Here is a 24131-nt window from a genome sequence, read left to right on the forward strand (position 1 = left end):
CTACGTTACTTTTTTATGACAAACTATTGATTGCACCGTTAGCTCAATGACAATCAACCACGGGTGTTGGCGCGGATGTTCAGGTAATTCCCGGCAAAGATGATCACAGCGCCCAACAAAACAAAGGGGTCCAGCGGTTCGGCGTAAAGCAGCACACCAACCACCGCGATCACGGGAAGTCGGGCAAAGTCGATTGGCATTACAACCGAAGCGGGAGCAAGCCTCAGCGCGGTTGTCAGGCAGAAGTGCGCGACCAACCCCGCCAGGGCGATCAGACAGATCCACGGCAGGTTCGCCAGGGTCGGCAGGGAAATGTCGCCATCATAGCCGGCAAAGGCCAATCCCAGCCCGGATTGCATCACCGCCAGCCAGAACAGAATGCAGGTGATGCTTGCGGTGCGGGTCAGGCGGCGGGTGAACACCGCAGATCCGGCAAAACCGATCGCCGCCAATGCCGCCGTCAGCTGACCAAATTGAAGCGTTTCGGGGCTGGGCCGGGTCACGACCAGGATGCCGATAAACCCGATGATGGTTGAAAACACCCCGATCCGGGTCAGCCGTTCACCAAGGATCAGCGGCGCAAGCAGGATCACCCAGAAGGGTGACGTGAATTCCAACGCAAATACCTGGGCCAGCGGCAGCACAGTGATGGAGTAAAACCAAAGGTTCTGACCCGCGAAATGGCTGATGTTACGCACCAGATGCAGTCCCAGATTGCGGCGGTTGACCTGATTGATCGTGCCTGCGGCGGTGGCGACGGTGATCACAATCGCGACGCCGATCAGGCTGCGAAACAGCATGATTTCAAAGGTATCGAGATCAAGGCTGACCGCGCGTCCGGCAATGGCCATCGACGTGAAACTGACGATTGCGCCAATCATCCAGAGCGCTGCACGGACCGTATCATTCATGGGAAAACCGTTTCAAACTGTAAAGAGGCCATTGGTGGAACAAGGCAAATGATCTTGCGGCGCAAGTGATCATATCGCGGCGTCTTTGGAAATAGCGGGCTGCGCAAAAAAGTGGCAGATGACAAAGCCAGCTGCGGTTTATCGGCCCCCATTGGATGGGGGCCGGGGGGAACCGCGTCGGGCGTTTCGCCGCCGATCAGACCGGGTTGAAGGTTGGGCCGGGGTGCAGGTCAGCCGTGGTTTTTCAGGTCTGAACTTCCGCCGCCGCACGCGCCTCGGCGCTATGGGCTTCGGTCACGCCCAACATTTCCTCGACCAGTTCGACCAGCGCGACTTCATGTTCCTCGCGAATGCCATCGGCAATCACCACCGCCCATAGCGCCTCGGCGATAAGCCGACGGTCCTGATAATCGACATGATCGCGCAATTTGGCCACAAACTCTGGTGTGTCGGGCACTTCGGATTCCAGCCGTTCGCATTCGGCGCGCATCTTGGCGGCTGCGACAGGTTTCAACCCGTTTCGATGTGCAAGGATGCGGTCAATCTGCTCCAGCTCTTCGAACAGATAGACATGATCGGCCTTGGCCACCCGCACCAAAAGCGCGCCAAGCGCGTGGGCGGCATCAAGTTCGGGCAGGGGCTGATCGGGGGCTTCACCGCCGCTGAACAGCCGCGTCAAGCGGTCAAAGAGTGTTGGCATAGCGGATTTCCCTGTGTGATCGGCGTGGGCGTGGGCGTGGGCGTGGGCGGCGGCGGCGACATTACGGTCTGGCCCGGTTGCGCTCTTCCTTGGTTATGACATGCGGGGCGGCCACCGGCGACCAATCGGGCGGGGCAAAGAACGGGGTGGCCTTCCATTGGCCGGACATTCGGTCGCCAAGTATCCTTTTGGAAAAGCTGATCACCAACCGCCCCAAACCGCGATCCTTGGCCGGTTTGTGGGGGCCATGCCCGAAAACCGTGTTGGCATGGGCGACAACACGACCCAATTCGCGGTCCTCGCCTTGGTGCGATGCACAGAACAACGACACAAACGGAAGTTTTGCCGATTTCAGCGTGTTGCACACCGGGGTGTTGCAACAACTGGTGTGCCAGCGGCTCAGCCCCTTGGGCGAGAGTTTCAGCAACGCCAGATTTTCCGCCCCACGCACAAAGCTGACCTGCGCCGGGCTGATCTGCAACAGATCAGAGCCGCCCGCAGGACCAAGAATATCAGCCCCCAGATGGCGCGCGAAGGTTTGGCAATCCGCGCAATAACACATTAACCGGGTGCCGGTGCGGGGCGCGGTGACATGCCATTCGGTGGCGCCACAGGTGCAGGAAAAAACACTGTTCATTGGACAAGGCTAGCGGGAAGCCGTAGCAGCGGCAAGACGATGTCTGGGCCTGTCATGCTTCTTTCGTGGAATCGGCATACGGGTGTAACATCATCCGGTCACTTGCCCGTCATATCCAAAATATTGGGAGATTCCTTATGTCTATATCCTTGTCCCGCCGCGGTTTTCTGGCTGGCACCGCCGGCATGATCGCGCTGCATCCGTTTTCGCTGCGCGCCGCCACAAATCAGGCGCACCTGCGGATCATGGAAACCACTGACCTGCATGTGCATGTGTTTCCCTATGACTATTACGGCGACCGTCCGACCGACACCGTCGGGCTGGCCCGCACCGCTGCGCTGATCAATGACATCCGCGCCGAGGCGACAAATGCGCTGTTGATCGACAATGGCGATTTCCTTCAGGGCAACCCGATGGGCGATTACATCGCCTATGAGCGCGGCATGAAAGCGGGCGACATGCACCCGGTCATTGCGGCGATGAACACGCTGGGCTTTGACGCATCGACATTGGGCAACCACGAATTCAACTATGGTCTGAGCTTTCTGGAAAAATCGCTGGCGGGGGCGAATTTCCCGGTGGTCTGCGCCAATGTTGCCAAGAAACTGGGGGCCTCGCCGCGCGAAGACGAGACGCTTTTGCCGCCTTATGTGATCCTGGATCATACCGTCACCGACGGCGCGGGCGAGGATCATGCCATCCGGGTTGGTCTGATCGGCTTTGTGCCGCCGCAGATCATGGGCTGGGATCGTCGCCACCTGGAGGGCAACGTACAGGCGCGTGACATCGTTGATACCGCCAAGGCCTATGTGCCGCAGATGATCGAAGAAGGCTGCGATATTGTTGTCGCGCTCTGCCATTCCGGCATTGGGGCGGCGGACCATGCCGATGGCATGGAAAACGCGGCGATCCCGCTGGCGGCTGTTGATGGCATTGATGCAATCCTGACCGGGCACAGCCATCTGGTTTTCCCCTCGTCGAACTATGCCGACTTTAGCGGTTTGGATGTCGGAACCGGCACAATCATGGGCAAACCTGCCGTCATGGGCGGGTTCTGGGGATCGCATATGGGGCTGATCGACCTGATGATCGAACGCGACGGCGCAGGCTGGCGCGTGTTGTCGCATACATCCGAGGCGCGTCCGATTTACGAACGCGATGCCGACCGCAAGGTGAATGCACTGGTCGAAAGCGCCCCGGCGGTTCTGGCCTCTGTGCAGCAGGAACACGACGAAACCCTGGCCTATGTCCGCCGCGCGGTGGGCAAGACCGACGCCCCGCTGCACAGCTATTTCGCGCTGGTGGCGGATGACCCCTCGGTGCAGGTCGTGTCAAACGCACAGGAATGGTACATCACCCAGATGATGGTCGGCACCGAACACGAAGGTCTGGCAATCCTGTCCGCTGCTGCGCCGTTCAAGGCCGGTGGCCGGGGTGGGCCAGAGTATTACACCGATGTCGCCGTCGGCGATGTGGCGATCAAGAACGTCTCCGACCTCTACCTCTATCCCAACACCGTGCGCGCGGTGCGCGTCACCGGGGCCGAGGTCAAGGATTGGCTGGAACGCTCTGCCGGTATGTTCAACCAGATCACACCCGGCGCCGAAGACGCGCCTTTGCTGAATGATGCCTTCCCAAGCTATAATTTCGACGTGATCGACGGCGTGACCTATCAGATCGACCTGTCGCAACCGTCGCGTTATGGCCCCAAAGGGGAAATGGAAAACGAAGGCGCAAGCCGTATCGTCAACCTGATGTATGCCGGGGCGCCGATTGATCCGGCGCAGGAATTTATCATTGCCACCAACAACTATCGCGCCGGTGGCGGCGGATCGTTCCCCGGTGCCACGCCGGAAACCACCGTGTTTGAAGGCCCCGACACCAACCGCGATGTGATCGTGCGCTATATTGTGGAAAAAGGCACCATCAGCCCACGTGCCGATGGCAACTGGTCCTTTGCGCCGATGGCGGGCACTACTGTGATCTTTGAAACCGGCCCGGCGGGTGCACAATATGCCGATGGCGTGCCCGGTGTGTCGCTGGAAGAGGTCGGGATGTCGGACAGCGGATTTTCTCAATTCCGCATCGCGCTCTGATCTATTTGATCATTGTACGGGCTCTCATCCCTTAAGCATCTTGCAACCCCGGAGCTTCGCGCTTCGGGGTTGTCTTGTTTTATGGTTTTCGCCAGTCTGACCGGTCATAAGCTATTTCAATGACACGGATTTTCGGATGAACAATAAGCAAAAGGAATTGATGGAATACCTGCGGGTCTATGTGATGATCTGGCAAAAAATAGATTTTATCTGGGGCATGTTCATCACCTCCTACATTCCGCTGTTTGGCTTCCTGCATTTCTATCAGGGTGACATCGGTGCTGTGTTTGCCGTGATGATCGTGGTGGCAATTGCCGGATTTACCTTGATCAACGCCACCGCATTGCGGGACCATTATGAAATTGCGGTGACCATGAGCACCGAGTTTCGCAAGCACAACAAGGATTTCCAGGATTTGAACGGCGCATTGTCGCGCACCTCACACAACGGCAAAGCTGCGATGGTGCTGATGACCCACGGATGCGCCTTTGCTGGATTCCTGTTCCTGATGGCTGTGCGCGTGGCCAAGCGACATTGCGTCGAAGGCAGCGACGGTTGGATCTGCACCCTCGCCAGCTTCGCGGGGTAGAGTGGGGTTCCAACCCACTGTTCCCACGTCTCAACCCCGCAGAACAAGCCGGGCCAGCGGCGGCCCGCGGGATGCCGCAACCCCGGTTATTCGGGGCGCTTTATCTCATCAAATCCGGAAGACCTCAAAGCGATGCGCTTGCGTCGCCAAAGCGGCAGCCCGGGGGGCGGGCCGCCGCTGGCCCGGCGCCTTCGGCTTGATTCCGGGCTGGCGACCCATAGAGTAGACAAATGAAAAGATATGTTCGTCGCTAACTAGCGACCTGTGACCGCGGATGGATTTCGCAATATGACAGAGAATGCACTAAGCGACGATGACTTGAAACTTTTGGCCACATCGGACGCCGAAATTCGCGTGAACCTAGAAAAATTTAGTTTCGACATCGACGCTTTCCTAAAGCGCCTGTCACAAGGCGAAAGATGGCAACAGCTACTCGTAGCTCATTTGTTTTTCGAGCATGTTGTCTCAGAGCTTTTGTCGGAAGCACTTCCTCAACCAGATGAAATGGACGTAAGCAGACTTCCCTTCGCCCAAAGGGTAAACCTATGCGCCGCGTTAGGATTGTTGCCGACAGAAATGTTGCCCGCCATCAAGGTGATCAACAGATTAAGAAATAGAGCGGCGCACAAATTGGATTTTTTGGTTTCTAGAAAACACGTTGCCGACCTAATAAACGTAGTTCCTCCTTTTTTGAAAGACGCTGTAACAAGTAGCCAAGATCGTCAGGAGACCGGACCGATTAGGTTTCACGAAGCGCTATATGCAGTGATCCTCCAAGTGGATATCTTCAGACAACATCATGGCGTGCAAAGAAAGCTCGGAGAGAAGGCTTCAATTCGGTTGCGGTCTGTGTTGGACAAGGATCCAAGGGCTAAGTTCGTTCCCTGATCAAACCAACCGCGACACATCCTTCGCCGCCCGCACAAAATCCTTGAACAGTGGATGCGGCTCGAACGGCTTAGACTTCAATTCCGGGTGGAACTGTACGCCGATGAACCATGGGTGATCCTGCCATTCCACGATCTCTGGCAGCTTGCCATCCGGGGACATGCCGGAAAACACCAGCCCGTGTTCTTCAAGCTTGTCCTTGTACTTGATATCCACCTCATAGCGGTGGCGGTGGCGTTCGTCGATTGCGGTGCCGCCATAGATGCTGGCCACCTTGGAGCCGTCTTTCAGCGTCGCGTCATAGGCGCCCAGACGCATGGTGCCGCCCTTGTCGTCATCGGTCGACCGAGAGACCTTGGCGTTGCCCTGCACCCATTCTTTCAGGTGATAGACCACCGGCTCGAAGCGTTTCTTGCCGGCCTCGTGGTCAAATTCCTCGGACCCGGCGCCGGACACGCCGGCCACATTGCGCGCGGCTTCGATCACCGCCATCTGCATGCCAAGACAGATGCCGAGATAGGGCACCTTGTGCTCACGGGCGAATTGCGCCGCCTTGATCTTGCCCTCGGTGCCGCGTTCGCCAAAGCCGCCGGGCACAAGGATGGCGTGATAGCCTTCCAGATGAATGGCGGGATCTTCATCTTCGAAAATCTCGGCATCGACCCATTCGACCTTGACCCGTACCCGATTGGCCATGCCGCCATGGGTCAGCGCCTCGGCGATGGATTTATAGGCGTCTTCCAGCTGAATGTATTTGCCGACAATCGCCACCCGCACTTCGCCTTCGGCGTTATGGATTCGGTCGCTGACGTCTTCCCACTTGCTCAGATCGGGTTTGGGGGCAGGGGAAATCTGAAACGCATCCAGAACCGCCTGGTCCAGCCCCTCGCGGTGATAGGCCAGCGGCGCGTCATAGATCGTCGCCATATCCTGGGCCGCGATCACGCTGTCGGGGCGGACGTTACAGAACAGCGCCAGCTTGTCGCGTTCCTTCTTTGGGATCGGACCTTCGGAGCGGCAGACAAGGATGTCGGGCGCAATGCCGATGCTGCGCAATTCCTTGACTGAGTGCTGGGTCGGTTTGGTTTTCAACTCACCCGCCGCTTTCATCCACGGCAGCAGCGTCAGATGCATGAAGATACACTGGCCGCGCGGCTTGTCCTGACTGAACTGGCGAATGGCCTCAAAGAACGGCAGACCCTCGATGTCGCCGACGGTGCCGCCAATCTCGCACAGCATGAAATCGACCTCATCTTCGCCAATCGAGATGAAGTCTTTGATTTCATTGGTGACATGCGGGATCACCTGAATGGTTTTTCCAAGGTAATCGCCCCGGCGTTCATTTTCCAGAACGTTGGAATAGATCCGCCCCGAGGACACAGAATCCGTCATGCGCGCGGCAACACCGGTGAATCGCTCATAGTGCCCGAGGTCGAGGTCGGTTTCCGCGCCGTCATCGGTCACAAAGACCTCGCCATGTTCAAACGGTGACATGGTGCCGGGATCGACGTTCAAATAGGGGTCAAGCTTGCGCAGGCGGACCGAAAAGCCGCGTGCTTGCAACAGCGCGCCCAATGCGGCCGAGGCCAAACCCTTGCCAAGCGAAGACACAACACCGCCGGTGATAAAGATAAAGCGTGCCATTGGCCCTGGAAACTCCCGTGAACATCATTGGTTTTGCGGTCCGGCGATAGGCCGACGAATCCGTCGAAAAACCGCAGTATCACGGGATTTCACCCTTATAGGATTCGGACGCATTTGACAAGCCAACCGCAATATCCTGTTGCGGTTGGTTGTGGTATCTCAAATTGTTGTAGATTTGCCGCCACATAGGCTGTGGCAGGCGTGGTTTAGACCAGATTCGATCCGGCGGTTATTCCGCTCGCGGCACCAAGGGCGCGTTTTCATCTGCGCCCGGGGGCAGCAAATCTTCGCCACCCGGCAAGGACGGGGTCGAGGGCGTGTCGGCCTCTTCTGTGCTGCCTGGTGTCAGCCGGTCGATGACCGAAGATCCTGCGGAATTCTGCGCGGCAATGATGGTCAATGTGATCGAGGTCACAATGAAGGCTGCGGCCAGAACCCAGGTGATTTTTCCCAGCGCCGTGGCTGCGGATCGGCCAGAGACGGCCCCACCGCCGCCGCCGCCCATGCCAAGACCGCCGCCTTCAGAACGTTGCATCAGCACGACGCCGATCAGGGCCAGCGCCAAAAGCAGGTGGATAATGAGAACGACGTTTTGCATGGAGCCTCGCGGGGTGATGTTGCGGGGGTATGTAGGCGCAAAGGGCAGGGGGTGCAACCCGTCACGCGCCGCAAGGATGACACCGGTGTGCAAATGCATCGACCAAAGGGAAAAAGGGGGCCAGCCCCCTCGGCCTTTGGCCTCACCCCCGGGATATTTTTGGTCAGATGAAGACAGAGGGGCGATTTGCCCCGTTCTGTTGCAAAATACTTTGGCCGTGGCAGGCGGACGTCGATGCGGTTGCTTTGGCTGATTCAGGCGTCGACATCATCGACATCTGCCTGACCCGAAAGCTTGCGGCGCACGATGGACCAGCTCAGGCCAATTCCAAGCACCACCGAGAGCGCCAGGATGCCAAGCCATGTGTTGAGGTTGCGATTGCCCAGTGTCAGCACGCCGTAATCGTAAAGCACCCAGAGCAGCGCCGCGACAATTGCCGCCACAAGGAACATGCCAAAGGCCCCGATCGAACGCAGGGTCGCGCGCAGATAGATGATATAGCCCACCACCAGCAGAAGCCCGAGCAACAAGACCATTGGCAGTTGCGTGGCATAGTTCTGTGTTGCCCAACCGATGAAATTGTATTTTGTCGGGTTGAAGGTGGCAGCCACCAGAACAAAGGCGAAAACCCAGCGGACAAGAAAACCCATGATGGCCCCTAAATTTGAAACAGGCTGATTTTGAACAGGTTGAGGTTTAGCGCATCCCGCGCCGCTGTCCAGTCTGGCATTCCTGTCTTGGCCCACGGGCGAAAAGCGTGCCCGCAGTGCGCGCCGTGGTGCGGCATATAACGGGCTGTTCGTGCTTTGGGCTGTGCTCTTGTTCCATGGTTTTGGCTTTGTGACAATTTGGTGGTTTCACAGCCGGGGCGCAGCGGCTATATCGGCGCGGGTTTGACATCCGGACAGGATCCGGGATCACGAGAGGAAAGGGTGAGATATGGCCAATGTTGTCGTGGTCGGCGCACAATGGGGCGACGAAGGAAAAGGCAAGATCGTGGATTGGCTCAGCGAACGGGCTGATGTCATCGCGCGCTTTCAAGGTGGCCATAACGCGGGCCATACCCTTGTGATTGATGGCAAGGTCTACAAGCTGCATGCGCTGCCATCCGGCGTGGTGCGCGGTGGCAAGCTGTCGGTGATTGGCAACGGTGTGGTGCTTGATCCCTGGCATCTGTTGAAAGAGATCGAGACAATTCGCGCGCAGGGTGTGGATATCACGCCGGAGACGTTGATGATTGCCGAAAACACCCCTTTGATCCTGCCGTATCACGGTGAATTGGACCGTGCCCGCGAAGAAGCGGCCAGCAAGGGCACCAAGATCGGCACCACCGGGCGCGGCATTGGGCCGTGTTACGAAGACAAAGTTGGCCGGCGCGCCGTTCGGGTGGCCGATCTGGCGGATCCCGCCACGCTGGAGGCCCGGGTCGACCGCGCCTTGCAACACCATGATCCGCTGCGCAAGGGGCTGGGGGTCGAAGCGATTGACCGCGACGCTTTGGTCGCCGAGCTTAAGGAAATTGCCCCCCGGATTCTGGCCTATGCTGCGCCGGTCTGGAAGGTGATGAATGACAAGCGCAAGGCGGGCAAACGCATTCTGTTTGAAGGGGCGCAAGGCGCGTTGCTGGACATTGATTTCGGCACCTATCCCTTTGTCACCTCGTCCAATGTGATTGCCGGGCAGGCGGCCACAGGGGTCGGGATTGGCCCCGGTGCGATTGATTATGTGCTGGGCATCGTCAAAGCCTATACCACACGCGTGGGCGAGGGCCCGTTCCCGACGGAGCTGGACGATGCGGATGGTCAGCGTCTTGGCGAACGCGGGCATGAATTTGGCACCACCACCGGGCGCAAGCGCCGCTGTGGCTGGTTTGACGCCGCTTTGGTGCGCCAGACCTGTGCTACCTCGGGCGTCAATGGCATTTCCTTGACCAAACTGGATGTGCTGGACGGGTTTGACACGTTGAAGATCTGCACCGGCTATGAGTTGGACGGACAGACGCTGGATTATCTTCCGACAGCGGCCGATCAACAGGCGCGTTGCAAACCGGTGTATGAAGAGGTGCCGGGTTGGCACGAAAGCACCGAAGGCGCGCGCAGCTGGAATGATCTGCCGGGCAATGCGGTGAAATATGTCCGTCGGATCGAAGAATTGATCGAATGCCCGGTGGCGCTGTTGTCGACCTCGCCAGAGCGCGATGACACGATCCTTGTCACCGACCCGTTTGCGGATTGATCTGATGTCGGCAAAACCCGGATTGAGCTATAAGGCGCGGCGGCGCTGGTCGTTGATCATCCTGTTGGTCGGGTTGCCGATCTATGTGGTGGTGGCGATCAGCCTTGTCGGGCTGATGAACCGGCCCTCGATTCTTGTCGAGTTGCTGATTTATGTCGGGCTTGGGATTGTCTGGGCGCTGCCGTTCAAATTCATTTTCCGGGGGGTCGGCCAGGCCGACCCCGATGCGGATGACGGGATGGATGACGGATCTGGCGTGTGATTTGACGTAGGGTCACACGTAATACGTGTGACGCGGCGCGCATTTTTGCGCCAAAGTAGATTGCCGGTGATCGCCTGGCCGGTCTAGTTTTCAATATGGCTTCAATTTCGCGCCCATATTCTGATGACAGACCGTTTCTTGGCATCTTGTTGATGTTGGGATTCTGTATTCTTGCCCCATTGGGCGATGCAATTGTCAAATTGCTGGGCGAAACTGTTCCGCTGCTGGAAATCCTGACGATCCGGTTTCTGATTCAGGCTGTGCTGCTGGCCGTTCTGGTGGCTGTGACCGGGCGCAGCTGGCATATGACGCGGCGGGTGTTCTGGCTTGCCTGGCTGCGGGCGTTTTTGCATATCGCGGGGATTGCGGCGGTGTTTGTGTCACTGCGGTATCTGCCCATCGCCGAAGCGATCGCCATCGCCTATGTCATGCCCTTTCTGATGCTGTTGCTGGGGCGTTTTGTGTTGCATGAACACATTGGACCACGCCGTGCCTGGGCCTGTGCTGTGGGGTTCGTGGGTACGATGTTGGTGGTGCAGCCGACCTTTGTCGATGTGGGCTGGCCTGCGCTGATCCCGTTGTTGGTGGCGGTTATTTTCTCTGCCTTCATGCTGGTCACACGTCAGATTGCCCGCGAAACGGATCCGGTGTCACTTCAGGCGGTGAATGGTGTCATGGCCTCTATCGTGTTGGTGCCATTGTCGCTGATGATTGGCGGCAGTGACGATCCGATGCTGCACTATGTGGTGTTGTTGCCGCGTGAATTATATCTGTTGGCGGCCATTGGTCTGACCGGTACGGCGGCGCATTTGTTGATGACATGGTCCTTGCGCTTTGCGCCATCTGCGACGCTGGCGCCGATGCAATATCTGGAAATTCCGGTCGCAACGCTTGTGGGCTGGGTCATCTTTTCCGATCTGCCCAATGGTTTGGCGGCGATTGGGATCTGTGTCACCATGGCCGCCGGTCTTTACATTGTCATGCACGAGCGTTCCATGGCGCGGTCGATGCCGCCAGAACAGCCCTGACAGCCGCATTCAGACAGTTGCGCGGCAGGATCACCAGCATGCCGGGGGCGTCCATCGACAATGTAACGGTCTGGGCATCCGCCTCGTTCGAGGTGCCGGCCCGAAAGGCGGGGGCGAATTCCAACCCGTCGATGGGCCAGCGCAGCCCGGTTGATGCACCGGTCACGGCGGTCATCGGGAACAGCGACACCCTTGTGCCGATGTCCAGTGACAGTGTCAGCTGTGGCGGTGCGTGAAACACCACATCTTCGCGGCCGATCAGGATGCACTGTATGTTCGGGCGCGCCGCCAACCGGTTGAAGACCGACAATTGATGATCGACCCGCGCGCCCATGAACCCCAGACCCAATATCAGTGGCGCGGAAATATTGCGCAGGCATTTGTCGAAATCGGTGCTGTCCTGTTCGGCAATGTGATGCAAACTGTCGGCGGGCAGGGCGGCCTTTGTTGCATCGCTGAGGGAATCAAAATCGCCGATCACCGCTTCGGGGGTAATCCCCAGTTGCAACAACGCCGTCGCCCCGCCATCGGCGGCAACCGCCCGTTTGGCCCAGGTTCGTGCCAGGGTCACATCCGCCTGATCAATGTCACCGCCACCCGCCAGCAGGATTGGTTCCGAGGCTGAAACAATAGGGTCAATCATGGCATTTTAGCTTCATTTTGGGAAAGTGGTCACAATCAGGTCACGAAATGATACGGTCTTCGGCATAGATTCAGGCCGCTTTGGGCGTGACCATCATGTTAAACATGGCTTTGCTGGTATTTGGAAGGCGAGTAACCGATGGTACAGACGAACAAGATCCTGACCGTCTCCTATGGTACATTTTCATGTACATTGGAGGGCTTTGACGACTCATTCGAAACGATGAAGGCGATTGCGGAGTATTTTCGCGATCTCGCGTCAGATGATCGATATTTTGGTGCTGAACCCCCGACACCAGATGCCGAGATGTTGGCGCGGATTGCCGAACGAGAGATTTCCCGCCGGGTCGAGGCCCGGGTGTCCGACGATGGCATTGTATTGCGGCCTTCGCTGGCGGCGGTTGACCAACCAAGCGCCCCGGTGGCCGATTCCGTGCCCCCGACAGAAGTTGCGCCCGTGGCGCAGGCTCCAGAGGTGCAGACGCCAGAGGTTCAGAGCCCAGAGGAGCAGGCGCCGGTCGCTGAGGAACCAGAGGTCAGCGAAACTGCCGATCCCGCGGCTGACACGCTGGACGTTGCGGCGGATGTGGCTGAAACAATGGTTCAGGACCTTGTTGCCGAGCAGGACGATACAGCCGCAGATGCCGTTGTCGAAGACGCGGTGGTTGATACCATGCCGCAGGTTGATCAGCCCGAAACAGTGGATCACGACGCCGAACTGACTGCCGCCGCCCTGGGGCTGAGTGACACTATCGACCGGGATGTGGCGGAAGACCTGGTCGAAGATATGTCGGAACCCACCCCCGATCCGGTGATCCCGGCGGTTTCCGATTCTATGGCCGAAAAACTCGCCCGTATTCGCGCGGTTGTGGCTCCACGCATGGCGCAGGAGCCGCGTGAAACCGCGCCAGTGGAAACGGTTGATGTGCAGCCCGATCCAACGCTCGACAACATCATGTCGACGCTGAGCTCCGGCGAGGGGGACGACGATCTGGCTGTGACTGATACGGTCGCGGTGGATGCAGATGTGCTCGACGAAGTTGCAGTGGACGACGTTGCCGCCGAAGACGCCGCAGCTGACACAAAGCCGCAAAAACAGGTGTTCGAAGGCCGCTTTGACGGTGGCGACATCGACGAAGATGACGACGAAGACGATCTGTTGGAAGACAACGATCTGGACGTCGCCGAAAGTGTCAGCGCCGTAGAACCTGTCCTTGCCGCCCCCCAGATCGACACGCCGGAAGACACAGCAACGCCCGAGGTCGAAACCCCCGCTCCATTCGTGGCACCGGTGGTCGAAGACACTGCACCAGACACCGCACCAGAGCCCGCCCGCCCGCAGCGCATTGCGCCGCGTCGCCCGGTGCGTGTGGTCAAGGTGCGCCGCGCGCTCAAAGACACGGCCAAGCCGAAACCACCGGTGGAAACCAGCCTGACACCAGAAGACGAGGCCGATTTGGTCGCCGAGCTGGCCAAGGTCGAAGCGGAATTGCAGACAGCGGCAACACCCGCGCAGGACGATGTCAAAGCGGCGGTTGCCGATCAGCTTTCAGCGGAAGTTGAGACAGAAGCCGAAGATCAGGCGCTGTCCGACGACACCGCCGCCGACATTGCAGCCGCTGTCGAGGATACAACCCGCGCCGTGCGTGCCATGGCACGACGGGAGCGGCGCGATAATTTCGCCGAGGACGAGGGCGATGTGTCGCGACTGATGGCTGCGACCAACGAACAATTGCGGGAACCCGAAGGCCAATCGCGCCGCAATGCAATTGCCCATCTGCGCGCGGCTGTGGCCGCCACACGGGCCGATCGCAGCGGCGATGTCAAAGCGGAATCTGATCCGCGCGACGCCTATCGCAATGATCTGGCCCAGGCCGTGCGCCCGCGCCGCACCGCAGGCGACGAAGACCATGATCGCCCACGCGCCGCGCCGTTGAAACTGGTCGCGGAGCAACGTGTGGATCTGGTCGACGCCAAGCAAAAGACTGCAGCGCGGGCCGACGAATCGCCGCGCCCACATCAAGCAGCGCCCGCAGTCGACGAAACGACCGATGCGACGGATGGCTTTGCCGCATTTGCCGAAGCTGCCGGTGCCACCGGCTTGCCCGATTTGCTGGAGGCCGCTGCGGCCTATATGTCCTTTGTGGAAGGTCGCGATGAATTCTCGCGTCCGCAGCTGATGACCAAGGTGCGCCAGGTCGAAGGCAGCGACAGCAGCCGTGAAGACCGGTTGCGTGGATTTGGCCAGCTTCTGCGTGAGGGCAAGATCGAAAAGGTGCAGGGCGGTCGGTTCACCGCATCCGAAAGCATCGGGTTCCGTCCGAACAAACGCGCCGTCGGCTAAGCGTCAGACGAACAACTTGTAAACGACGACCAGACAAACGGCCGGGGCGGTTTGCCCCGGCCTTTTGCTGTCAGCAGTTCGGCACATTCACTGCCAATCCGCCCAGCGACGTTTCCTTGTATTTTTCATGCATGTCTGCGCCGGTCTGACGCATGGTTTCGATCACTGCATCCAGCGGCACCAGATGTTGGCCGTCGCCGCGCAGCGCCAATGACGCCGCCGAAACCGCCTTGATCGCGCCCAGCCCATTGCGTTCGATACAGGGCACCTGCACCAATCCCTTGACCGGATCACAGGTCATGCCAAGATGATGCTCTAGTGCGATTTCCGCTGCATTTTCAATTTGTTCCGGCGTTCCGTTCATCACGGCACACAGCCCCGCTGCGGCCATGGCGGCGGCAGAGCCGACCTCGGCCTGGCACCCGGCCTCGGCACCGGAAATAGAGGCGTTGAATTTCACCAGCCCACCAATCGCCGATGCGGTCAAAAGAAAGTCTTCGACGCCCGCGCGGCTGGCCCCCGGCACATGATCAAGCCAATAGCGGATCACCGCCGGCACAACCCCCGCAGCGCCGTTGGTTGGCGCGGTCACGACCTGATTTCCAGCGGCGTTTTCCTCGTTCACCGCCATGGCATAGGTCGACATCCAGTCGTTGATCGTGTGCGGCGCGCTCTGGTTCATGCCGCGTTCCGCGATCAGGGCATCATGGATTTTCCGGGCGCGACGGCGGACATTCAACCCTCCGGGCAGAACACCTTCGTTTGCCAGGCCCCGGTCAATGCAATCGTTCATCACCTGCCAGATTTTGTCCAATCCCTGTTTCAGGCTGTCACGACCGCCGCGCGAAATCTCGTTCGCGCGTTTCATCTCGGCAATGGATTTGTCGGAAATCTTCGCCATTTCAATCATTTCCGCTGCTGTCTTGAACGGATATGGCACCGGCGCGCCTTCGTCTTTGTCGCGACCTTCGGCCAATTCGGCCGCCGTCATCACAAAGCCACCGCCAATGGAATAATATGTTTCCGACAGCGTGACATCGCCCTGGGCATCGGTGGCACGCAGCACCATGCCATTGGAATGCCCGGGCAGGTTTGGCCCGAAATCGAACACCAGATCCGCCTTGGGATCAAAGGCCAAGACCCCAAGTTCTGCGGGACAGATGGTTTTTTCCGCTGCGATCCGCGCCAACTCTGTCTTGGCGCGGTCGGCGTCATAGGTTTCCGGCGTGAACCCGGCCAGCCCAAGGATCGTTGCGCGGTCCGTGGCGTGGCCCACGCCGGTAAAGGCAAGTGAGCCGTGAAGAGTGGCCTGCAATCCCTTGAACTCAAACGGGGATGCGCGCATCAGTTCAAGAAAGCGCGCCGCCGCCACCATCGGCCCCATGGTGTGCGAGGACGAGGGGCCAATGCCGATTTTGAACATCTCGAACACGGATAGAAACATCTTGGGCATCCCTTGGGCAATGGTCTTTGGGTTTCTTTAACATGGTCTGCGGCACGGTCTGTAGCGCCGATTAGATCATGCGGTGATTCACGGCCCGGCACCGGGCGATTGTTCAGGAATACCCGGCCTTTGACCGCAAAAAAGGCTGGAAAACGACCTGACGTGCCCGAAATGACACTGCCCTGCGATGAAATCACGGTGTAGATGGCAATCTTTGCGGTAAATCGCACTCGCAACCCCGGATGTGATTTCATATAACCCTGCATAGCTTGAGGGAGTCACTGTCAATGTCCAAAGAATTATCACCGATAGACAAGGCCAAGTTCGTCGCGGCAAAGCGCGCAGCTGACTTTGTCGAAGATGGAATGCGTGTGGGTTTGGGCACCGGGTCAACTGCGGCCTGGTTGGTGCGTTGCCTGGGTGAGCGGGTGCAGCAAGAGGGCCTGCGGTTCCGTGGCGTGCCGACGTCGACCCGGACAGCGGAATTGGCGCGTGAGGTCGGGATCAAGGTTGTCAGCCTGGACGAGGCCCGTTGGCTGGATGTCACCATTGACGGGGCGGATGAATTTGACGCTGATTTCAACCTGATAAAGGGCGGCGGCGGTGCGCTGCTGCAAGAAAAAATCGTGGCCACGGCCTCGGATCAGATGATCGTTGTGGCCGATGCGGCCAAGCGGGTCGAACATCTCGGGGCGTTTCCGCTGCCGGTTGAGGTGATCCCGTTTGGTTGGCCAACATCCCAGGCACTGATCGAAGAAATGCTGATAACATTGGATGTTATGGGGCGAAGCTCAAGCTTGCGGATGACCGGCGATGCGCCCTATGTGACGGATGAGGGCAATCACATCCTTGACCTGCATCTGGGCCGCATTGGCGACCCGCGCCAATTGGCCATGGTGTTGAACCAGGTCCCCGGTGTGGTTGAAAACGGGCTGTTCGTGGATATCTGCGACACAGTCATCGTTGGCTACGGTGACGGGCGCATCGAATTGCGCGACATCAACTCTGGCACTGTCGAGACCGAAAAACTGGACTTTGTCGAAAACGACAACATATTCGCCGATCTCGGCGATCCGAAAGACAATTAAGGTTCGGTACATGACTTTTGACTACGATTTGTTCGTCATCGGCGGCGGTTCTGGTGGGGTGCGCGCTGCGCGGGTTGCCGCGGGGGAAACCGGGGCAAAGGTCGCGTTGGCCGAAGAAGATCGCTATGGCGGCACCTGTGTTCAGCGCGGCTGTGTGCCGAAAAAGCTGATGGTTTTTGCCTCGGGCTATGGCGAGATGGCGAAAGAGGCACAGGAATACGGCTGGACCATGATGGCCGGCGGCTTTGACTGGTCGGTGTTTCAGGGCAAGATGGTGGCGGAACTTGACCGCCTTGAAGGGGTGTATCGCAACATCCTGAAAAACAATGGTGTCGAGACATTTGACGCCCGCGCGACCTTGGTCGATGCCCATACGGTTGCCTTGTCGACCGGCGAAACGAAAACCGCAAAACATATCCTTGTGGCGACTGGCGGCTGGCCGGCGCGGCCCGATATTCCGGGCGCTGAACTGGCCATCACGTCGAACGAAATTTTCCACCTCGACGAGCTGCCAAAGAGCATTTTGATTGTGGGTGGCGGCTTTATCGCCTGCGAATTTGCCTGTATCATGAATGGCCTTGGGGCCAAGACCACGCAATTCTATCGCGGTGCGCAGGTCCTGCGCGGGTTCGATGACGAGGCCCGCGGGCTGGTGTCGGAAGAAATGATCCAGAGCGGTGTTGATCTGCATCTTGGCACCAATGTGCTTGAGATGAAGAAGGTCGAGGACGGCATCTGGGTGAAGGCGACCAACGGCAGCGAACATGTGTTTGATCAGGTGATGTTTGCCACCGGTCGCGCCCCGAACTCTGCCAATTTGGGTCTTGAGGATCTGGGGATTTCGCTGGATCGGTCCGGCGCGATCGAGGTTGACGCCTATAGCCAGACGGCCGTGCCGTCGGTCTATGCCATTGGCGATGTGACCAACCGGATCAACCTGACGCCTGTTGCCATCCGCGAAGGCATGGCCTTTGTCGAAACGGTGTTCAAAGGCAACCCGACGCCGGTTGATCATGATCTTGTGCCGTCGGCGGTCTTTACCCAACCCGAGCTGGGCACTGTCGGGCTGAGCGAAGAGGCCGCCCGCGACCAAGAGCCGATCGAGGTCTATTGCACCTCGTTCAAACCGATGCAGTCGGCCTTTGCGGGCAACAGCAATCGGGTGATGATGAAACTGGTGGTGTCGCAATCCAGCCGCAAGGTTCTGGGCTGTCATATCGTGGCCCCGCAGGCCGGCGAGATGATTCAGCTTGCCGGGATCGCGGTGAAGATGGGGGCGACAAAAGAAGATTTTGACCGGGTTGTTGCCGTGCATCCCACCATGTCAGAAGAAATCGTAACCATGCGCACACCGGTGCGCAGGGGTTGAATAAATCGGTCTGCCACACAGCTTACTAGGCAGACTATCAAAAACGTAGCCAACCGGAAGGATGAACGGAAATGGCAGGCAATTCTGGCGGCCCATGGGGCGGCGGATCGGGCGGTTCGGGCGGCGGAAATCGCGGTTCGGGCGGCAATAACGGCAATGGTGGCGGTGGAAAACGCCCTGGCGACGACAATCCGCAGATCCCCGAAATTGATGAGTTGATGAAAAAGGGCCAGGAACAGCTTCGTGTTCTGATGGGCGGGCGCGGTGGAAATTCCGGCCGTCCCAATGGCGGCGGCGGTGGGGGCGGTCGTGGCACCGGCCCGATGCTGACGCGGGGCACCATCGGTCTTGGCGTGATCGGCGCGCTTGTTCTTTGGGGGATGGCCAGCTTCTATACCGTCAAACCAGAGGAACAAGCGGTCGAATTGTTCTTTGGCGAATATTCCAGCACGGGTGGTCCCGGTCTGAACTTTGCACCTTGGCCGTTTGTTACCGCAGAGGTCATTCAGGTGACCCGCGAACAGACCGAAGACATTGGTGTGGGTGGCCGTGGCGGCGACGCCGGATTGATGCTGACAGGCGATGAAAACATCGTTGATATTGATTTCCAGGTGGTCTGGAACATCAATGATGCGGCGCAATATCTGTTCAACCTGCGCGAACCACAGCAGACAATTCGGGCGGTGTCCGAATCCGCCATGCGTGAAATTATCGCTCAATCCGATCTTGCGCCGATCCTCAACCGTGACCGGGGCGTCATTGCCTCGCGGCTTCAGGATCTGATCCAGCTGACGCTTGATAGCTATGACAGTGGCGTCAACATCGTGCGGGTCAACTTTGACAAGGCCGATCCGCCGGCATCGGTGATTGCGGCCTTCCGTGACGTTCAGGCCGCCGAGCAAGAGCGCGCCAGCCTGCAAAACGTCGCTGACGCCTATGCCAACCGGGTCCTTGCCGAGGCCCGCGGTGAAGCGGCGCAATTGTTGGAAGAAGCCGAAGGTTATCGCGCCCGCGTGGTGAACGAAGCCGAAGGTGAAGCCAGCCGTTTCTCTGCCGTTCTGACCGAATACCAGAAAGCGCCTGAGGTCACACGCCGCAGACTCTATCTGGAAACCATGGAAGAGGTGCTTGGCCGCGTGGACAAGATCATTCTGGATGAAGACAGCAGTGGCGGGCAGGGGGTTGTTCCCTATCTTCCGCTGAATGAGCTGCGCCGAAACACCACCACCGGAGGGTCAAACTGATGAAGAAAACCACATATCTTCTTCCGGTTATTGTGATTGCCGCCGCTGTGTTGCTGTCGGCTGTGTTTATCGTGGACGAACGTGAAAAGGCGCTGGTGCTGCAATTTGGCCGGGTTGTCTCCGTCAAGGAGGAGCCGGGGCTCAGCTTCAAGATCCCGCTCATTCAGGAAGTCGTGCATTACGACGACCGTATTCTCAGCCGTGATGTTGACCCGCTTGAGGTCACGCCGCTGGATGACCGCCGTCTGGTGGTTGATGCCTTTGCGCGTTACCGGATTGCCGATGTGAACCGGTTCCGTGAAGCGACCGGTGCCGGTGGTGATCTGGCGATTGAGGTTGCGGGGCGGCGGCTCGATTCGATTTTGCGGTCGCAAACCCGTGAAATCCTTGGTTCGGTGTCGTCCAATGACATCCTCAGCTCGGATCGTGCAGCGCTTATGCTGCGGATTCGCAACGGCGCCCTGGGCGACGCGGCGGAACTGGGGCTGGAGCTGATCGACGTGCGTCTGAAACGCACCGACCTGCCGACCGAAAACCTGGATGCAACGTTTGAGCGGATGCGGGCAGAGCGCGAACGCGAAGCGACAGACGAACGCGCCCGTGGTAACGAAGCGGCTCAGCGTGTGCGCGCCCAGGCCGATCGGACCGTGGTCGAACTGACGTCGGATGCCGCCCGTCAGGCTGAGATCATTCGCGGTGAATCCGATGCCAAACGTAACGGCATCTATGCCGAAGCCTTTGGTGCCGATCCTGAATTCTTTGAATTCTATCGTTCGCTGACCGCCTATCAACGCGCGTTGCAGGGCAACAATTCCACCATGGTTCTGTCGCCGGACAGTGATTTCTTCAACTATTTGAAATCGGATACCGGCAAACAGGCGGATGATGCTGCGAACGCTGCGCAATGATTGAAACAGCTTTTCTGGCCCTTGGGCTGGTGCTGATTGTTGAGGGGCTGGTGTACGCACTGGCCCCTTCGCTTATTGAGCAATTGTTGATTGCCCTGCGCAGCCTGCCTGACGCGCAGCGGCGCATGTTGGGGCTGGCGGCCCTGGCCTTTGGTCTGTGTCTGGTGTGGATTGCCAAGACACTGGGCGCGTAAACGCGGGCGCCGCTGTCGCGCAGGTTCACATTCCAATCACATGTCATTGATCAGCCGAGAGTTCCTTTGCCTGTTGCAATTCAGTACCTAAATTAGAGAAAGTAACTTCAGGCAGTCGGCATTCCATGTCGGACAAAACAGGAGGAGTTCGGATTTGAAACCCCATTCGACAGCAGTATCGCGAACACATCAACAGGAGCACCCGTTGCGTTTGCGCATGATGTGGATGCTGGGCATTTCGGTGATGTTCGTCCTGGCCCAGGCGTTGAGCGCGGCAGCCCGCGGTGCGCCCGAAAGCTTTGCTGATCTGGCCCAACGCATCAGCCCGGCCGTGGTCAACATCACGACCACCACCACCGTGGCCGGACGCACCGGCCCGCGCGGTGTCGTGCCCGAAGGTTCGCCGTTCGAGGATTTCTTCCGCGAGTTCCAGGATCGCAACGGCGGTGACCGCCCGCGCCGGTCCTCTGCGCTGGGTTCGGGGTTCGTGATTTCCGAAGACGGATTTGTTGTGACCAACAACCACGTGATCGAAGGCGCGGATGAAATCCTGATCGAGTTTTTTGAAGGCGGCGAATTGCCCGCCACCGTGATTGGCACCGATCCCAAGACCGATATCGCCCTGTTGAAGGTCGTGGCCGATCAGCCGCTGCCGTTTGTCAGCTTTGGCGATAGCGATGTCGCGCGGGTCGGTGATTGGGTCATGGCGATGGGCAATCCATTGGGCCAGGGTTTCTCGGTGTCCGCTGGTATCGTATCGGCGCGCAACCGGGCGCTTTCGGGCACCTATGACGATTACATCCAGACCGACGCCGCCATCAACCGCGGCAACTCTGGCGGGCCGTTGTTCAACATGGACGGTCAGGTGATTGGCGTGAACACGGCCATTCTGTCGCCCACCGGCGGCTCGATCGGCATCGGCTTTTCGATGGCGTCGAATGTGGTGACCAAGGTTGTTGATCAGCTCAAGGAATTTGGCGAAACCCGCCGGGGTTGGTTGGGCGTACGCATTCAGGACGTGACCGATGATGTGGCCGAGGCCATGGGCCTTGCGACCACCGCCGGTGCGCTTGTCACCGATGTTCCGGAAGGTCCGGCATTGGACGCAGGTATGAAGGCCGGTGATGTGATCGTCGAATTCGACGGCATCAAGGTTGCCGATACCCGTGCGCTGGTGCGTCAGGTTGGCAACACCACCGTGGGCAAGACCGTGCGTGTGCTGGTCAACCGCGAGGGCAAAACCCAGACATTGAAAGTCACCCTGGCCCGTCGTGAAACCGCCGAAGGCACCGCAGTGCCGGCATCGCAACCCATGGACGAAGACGCACCGTCCGAGAGCCTTGAGGCCGACATTCTGGGCCTGACCATCGCACCGATGAGCGATGAGTTGCGCGAGCAGCTGGAACTGCCTGCCAGCGCTGAGGGTCTGGTGGTGACCGATGTGGACGAAATGACCGAGGCCTATGAAAAAGGTCTGCGTGCGGGGGATGTGATCACCGAAGCCGGTCAACAGAAGGTTGCGGCGATTGCCGATCTGGAAACTCAGATCGAAGCGGCCCAGGAGGCCGGTCGCAAGTCGCTGTTGCTTCTGGTGCGTCGCGCCGGTGATCCGCGGTTCGTGGCACTGGGACTTGACGACTAGATCTGAACTCTCTTGAAGATTTTGAACGGGGCGCCGGGTGAACGGGCGCCCCGTTTTGCTTCCCCGGATATGTCAGGGCCGGTTTGACGCCGCCCTGATCGCATCTTGCTACGGATTGGTTTGCGGGGTGATCGGTGCCGACAATGCGCCGCGTTAACCGCGGCTCTGACCCATGTCGCGTTCCACCGCGACCAAGCCAAGCGCACGCGCGGTTTCAATGGTCAGGAGCGAGGTCTCGACCTCTTGATCCTGTTGGAACAGCCGCAGCGCGGCCTCTGTCTCTGGATTGATTTCACCGCTGATCTCGCCGTTGTAGCGGCTGCGCACCTGCAAGGCGCGCTGAAGCGAGGCGATGAATTCCGGGGTGATGTCCTTGGCGCAGAGCGTTTCAAACACATATTCCCGGCGCGGGGTGACAATATCCTGTAGCGTTTCGGTGGCATAGACCGCCGGGGCCAACAGCGACCCGTCGTCATTCAATATCGCCGGTTGCACCATGACCTGGGCGGTCTTGGTTTCGATCACGGCGGGCGCGACATCGCGGGCCCAACAGCTGTCTTTGGGGGCGCCTTCCGGTGTGGGAATGCGCGCGGTTTCCAGCGCGGTAAAGGCAAATCGGGTGGGGGTGTCATCCTGTGCCGGTGGGGCACAGGCGGCGGCGAAAAGGCAGGTCGCGATGCCGAGCGGCAGGGCGCAGGCCCGAAGCACGGCGGTCATCTTTGTCATCTGCACGGCCTCATCAGCGGAATGTGCCCTCTGAGCGGGGCGATTGCGGCAGAGACTAGCGGGTTTCCGGCGAACCGGGAAGGGCGGCGGAATTTTCGCCGCGATCTGTGACATCCAGAAGACTGTCGAGCATGGCGGAAATATCTTCGACCTGTTCGGCAATGACATGGGTCACATCCGAATCGCGTTGCACCCGCCCGGTGACACGCAACATCCGCCCGGCAATCACCGCGCGGCGGAACCGTTCATACAATTTGCGCCAGACGATGACATTGACCACCCCGGTTTCATCCTCCAGCGTGATGAAAATCACGCCTTTGGCGGTGCCGGGACGTTGGCGCAGGATGACAAGCCCGGCGACGGTCACCCGTGCGCCCTCTGGCGGTTCATCCAGACGGGCGGCCACCAGCGCCGAAGGCGGGCGCGGCCAGGGGGCATATGCCCCGGAATGGCGGGGCTGGGGGGTGATGATACGCATGGGAACAAATATAGAACATGCACCGCTCACCGCAAGTTGCAACTTGGGGGGTCGCAAAAGCGATGGAAAAGCCTTATTCGCCTTTGCTAACAGACGGCAACCGATGATTTGGACGAAACGAAAAGGCACCAGGCATGGCGAAGATCACCTATATCGAGCACAATGGCACCCAGCACGAAGTCGAAGTGGCCAATGGTCTGACTGTGATGGAAGGCGCACGTGACAACAATATCCCCGGCATCGAGGCCGATTGCGGCGGCGCATGTGCCTGTTCGACCTGTCACGTCTATGTCGATGCCGCATGGGTCGAGAAGCTTCCAGCCAAGGACGACATGGAAGAAGACATGTTGGACTTTGCGTATCAGCCCGACGCCGCGCGTTCACGTCTGACCTGCCAGTTGAAGGTCACGGATGAGTTGAACGGTCTTGTCGTGCAGATGCCCGAAAAGCAGATCTGAGGCCAA

At 59.0% G+C, this 24131-nt stretch carries 24 protein-coding genes; 14 read left to right on the top strand and 10 right to left on the bottom strand.

Translation table 11 applies throughout. The annotated features are described in order from the left end of the window. Positions 1 to 53 precede the first annotated feature (53 nt). From Q4577_RS05750 to Q4577_RS05760, 3 genes are all read right to left on the bottom strand, one after another. The gene (locus tag Q4577_RS05750; RefSeq protein WP_244687011.1) at positions 54 to 911 is read right to left on the bottom strand and encodes a DMT family transporter; all 858 of its coding nucleotides are present in this window, start codon (positions 909 to 911) and stop codon (positions 54 to 56) included. A gap of 244 nt (positions 912 to 1155) precedes the next feature. Further along, positions 1156 to 1611, bottom strand: coding sequence for a TerB family tellurite resistance protein (locus Q4577_RS05755; RefSeq protein ID WP_303469813.1), 456 nt, complete (start codon positions 1609 to 1611; stop codon positions 1156 to 1158). Between the two features lie 61 nt (positions 1612 to 1672). Further along, positions 1673 to 2248, bottom strand: a complete 576-nt coding sequence (locus Q4577_RS05760; protein WP_303469812.1) for a DUF6151 family protein — start codon at positions 2246 to 2248, stop codon at positions 1673 to 1675. A gap of 137 nt (positions 2249 to 2385) precedes the next feature. Here Q4577_RS05760 and Q4577_RS05765 point away from each other — a divergent pair, with 137 nt between their 5' ends. The 3 genes from Q4577_RS05765 (at position 2386) to Q4577_RS05775 (ending at position 5821) form a co-directional block, all read left to right on the top strand. Then, the gene (locus tag Q4577_RS05765; protein ID WP_303469810.1) at positions 2386 to 4344 is read left to right on the top strand and encodes a bifunctional 2',3'-cyclic-nucleotide 2'-phosphodiesterase/3'-nucleotidase; all 1959 of its coding nucleotides are present in this window, start codon (positions 2386 to 2388) and stop codon (positions 4342 to 4344) included. 136 nt (positions 4345 to 4480) lie between these two features. Next, positions 4481 to 4933 carry a hypothetical protein gene (locus Q4577_RS05770; protein ID WP_244687003.1) on the top strand — a complete coding sequence of 151 codons (453 nt, stop codon included), beginning with the start codon at positions 4481 to 4483 and terminating at the stop codon, positions 4931 to 4933. A 288-nt stretch (positions 4934 to 5221) separates the two neighbouring features. After that, positions 5222 to 5821, top strand: a complete 600-nt coding sequence (locus tag Q4577_RS05775) for a hypothetical protein (RefSeq protein ID WP_303469808.1) — start codon at positions 5222 to 5224, stop codon at positions 5819 to 5821. On the opposite strand, the gene Q4577_RS05780 is transcribed toward Q4577_RS05775, so the two are convergent. The 3 genes from Q4577_RS05780 to Q4577_RS05790 all read right to left on the bottom strand — a co-directional run bounded on the left by Q4577_RS05780 (position 5822) and on the right by Q4577_RS05790 (position 8713). Continuing rightward, on the bottom strand, positions 5822 to 7465 hold the full coding sequence (locus Q4577_RS05780) for a CTP synthase (protein ID WP_244686998.1): 1644 nt from the start codon (positions 7463 to 7465) through the stop codon (positions 5822 to 5824). It abuts the gene before it with no gap. Between the two features lie 229 nt (positions 7466 to 7694). After that, positions 7695 to 8063 carry a preprotein translocase subunit SecG gene (gene secG, locus Q4577_RS05785; RefSeq protein WP_244686996.1) on the bottom strand — a complete coding sequence of 123 codons (369 nt, stop codon included), beginning with the start codon at positions 8061 to 8063 and terminating at the stop codon, positions 7695 to 7697. A 254-nt stretch (positions 8064 to 8317) separates the two neighbouring features. Continuing rightward, positions 8318 to 8713: a DUF6524 family protein gene (locus tag Q4577_RS05790; protein WP_244686994.1), complete on the bottom strand. Its 396-nt coding sequence runs from the start codon at positions 8711 to 8713 to the stop codon at positions 8318 to 8320. Positions 8714 to 9002: 289 nt separating this feature from the next. On the opposite strand from Q4577_RS05790, the gene Q4577_RS05795 reads away from it, so the two are divergent. The 3 genes from Q4577_RS05795 (at position 9003) to Q4577_RS05805 (ending at position 11588) form a co-directional block, all read left to right on the top strand. Further along, positions 9003 to 10298, top strand: coding sequence for an adenylosuccinate synthase (locus Q4577_RS05795; protein WP_244686992.1), 1296 nt, complete (start codon positions 9003 to 9005; stop codon positions 10296 to 10298). A 4-nt stretch (positions 10299 to 10302) separates the two neighbouring features. Then, complete coding sequence (locus tag Q4577_RS05800) at positions 10303 to 10560, top strand: DUF2842 domain-containing protein (RefSeq protein WP_303469804.1); 258 nt, start codon at positions 10303 to 10305, stop codon at positions 10558 to 10560. A gap of 95 nt (positions 10561 to 10655) precedes the next feature. Next, entirely contained in the window at positions 10656 to 11588 is a 933-nt protein-coding gene (locus Q4577_RS05805) for a DMT family transporter (protein ID WP_303469803.1), read from the top strand. Here Q4577_RS05805 and Q4577_RS05810 read toward each other — a convergent pair. Next, the gene (locus tag Q4577_RS05810; RefSeq protein ID WP_303469802.1) at positions 11539 to 12231 is read right to left on the bottom strand and encodes a thiamine diphosphokinase; all 693 of its coding nucleotides are present in this window, start codon (positions 12229 to 12231) and stop codon (positions 11539 to 11541) included. The two genes, Q4577_RS05805 and Q4577_RS05810, sit on opposite strands and share 50 nt — an antisense overlap. 138 nt (positions 12232 to 12369) lie before the next feature. On the opposite strand from Q4577_RS05810, the gene Q4577_RS05815 reads away from it, so the two are divergent. After that, the gene (locus Q4577_RS05815) at positions 12370 to 14574 is read left to right on the top strand and encodes a hypothetical protein (protein WP_303469800.1); all 2205 of its coding nucleotides are present in this window, start codon (positions 12370 to 12372) and stop codon (positions 14572 to 14574) included. 70 nt (positions 14575 to 14644) lie between these two features. On the opposite strand, the gene Q4577_RS05820 is transcribed toward Q4577_RS05815, so the two are convergent. Then, positions 14645 to 16018, bottom strand: a complete 1374-nt coding sequence (locus Q4577_RS05820) for an L-serine ammonia-lyase (RefSeq protein ID WP_303469798.1) — start codon at positions 16016 to 16018, stop codon at positions 14645 to 14647. Between the two features lie 287 nt (positions 16019 to 16305). On the opposite strand from Q4577_RS05820, the gene rpiA reads away from it, so the two are divergent. The 6 genes from rpiA to Q4577_RS05850 all read left to right on the top strand — a co-directional run bounded on the left by rpiA (position 16306) and on the right by Q4577_RS05850 (position 22463). Continuing rightward, the gene (gene rpiA / locus Q4577_RS05825) at positions 16306 to 17106 is read left to right on the top strand and encodes a ribose-5-phosphate isomerase RpiA (protein ID WP_303469796.1); all 801 of its coding nucleotides are present in this window, start codon (positions 16306 to 16308) and stop codon (positions 17104 to 17106) included. Between the two features lie 10 nt (positions 17107 to 17116). Next, positions 17117 to 18475, top strand: coding sequence for a glutathione-disulfide reductase (gor, locus tag Q4577_RS05830; protein WP_303469794.1), 1359 nt, complete (start codon positions 17117 to 17119; stop codon positions 18473 to 18475). A 71-nt stretch (positions 18476 to 18546) separates the two neighbouring features. Next, entirely contained in the window at positions 18547 to 19719 is a 1173-nt protein-coding gene (gene hflK, locus Q4577_RS05835) for an FtsH protease activity modulator HflK (RefSeq protein WP_303469793.1), read from the top strand. After that, positions 19719 to 20627 (top strand): protease modulator HflC, encoded by a 909-nt coding sequence (gene hflC, locus Q4577_RS05840; RefSeq protein WP_244686976.1) that lies wholly within the window; start codon positions 19719 to 19721, stop codon positions 20625 to 20627. Before hflK ends, hflC begins: the two co-directional genes overlap by 1 nt. Then, positions 20624 to 20821 (top strand): DUF2065 domain-containing protein, encoded by a 198-nt coding sequence (locus tag Q4577_RS05845; RefSeq protein WP_244686974.1) that lies wholly within the window; start codon positions 20624 to 20626, stop codon positions 20819 to 20821. Before hflC ends, Q4577_RS05845 begins: the two co-directional genes overlap by 4 nt. Before the next feature lie 217 nt (positions 20822 to 21038). Next, on the top strand, positions 21039 to 22463 hold the full coding sequence (locus Q4577_RS05850) for a Do family serine endopeptidase (RefSeq protein WP_303469874.1): 1425 nt from the start codon (positions 21039 to 21041) through the stop codon (positions 22461 to 22463). Between the two features lie 153 nt (positions 22464 to 22616). Here the strand turns inward: Q4577_RS05850 and Q4577_RS05855 are convergent, their stop codons facing one another. Then, positions 22617 to 23189, bottom strand: a complete 573-nt coding sequence (locus Q4577_RS05855; RefSeq protein ID WP_303469791.1) for a peptidoglycan-binding protein — start codon at positions 23187 to 23189, stop codon at positions 22617 to 22619. A 55-nt stretch (positions 23190 to 23244) separates the two neighbouring features. Continuing rightward, positions 23245 to 23667: an OB-fold nucleic acid binding domain-containing protein gene (locus tag Q4577_RS05860; RefSeq protein WP_303469790.1), complete on the bottom strand. Its 423-nt coding sequence runs from the start codon at positions 23665 to 23667 to the stop codon at positions 23245 to 23247. A 134-nt stretch (positions 23668 to 23801) separates the two neighbouring features. Between Q4577_RS05860 and Q4577_RS05865 the strand changes: the two genes are divergently transcribed. Further along, entirely contained in the window at positions 23802 to 24125 is a 324-nt protein-coding gene (locus Q4577_RS05865; protein WP_244686967.1) for a 2Fe-2S iron-sulfur cluster-binding protein, read from the top strand. Positions 24126 to 24131: the final 6 nt, after the last annotated feature.

It is taken from the genome of Marinovum sp. 2_MG-2023, assembly GCF_030548265.1.
GTDB lineage: Bacteria > Pseudomonadota > Alphaproteobacteria > Rhodobacterales > Rhodobacteraceae > Marinovum.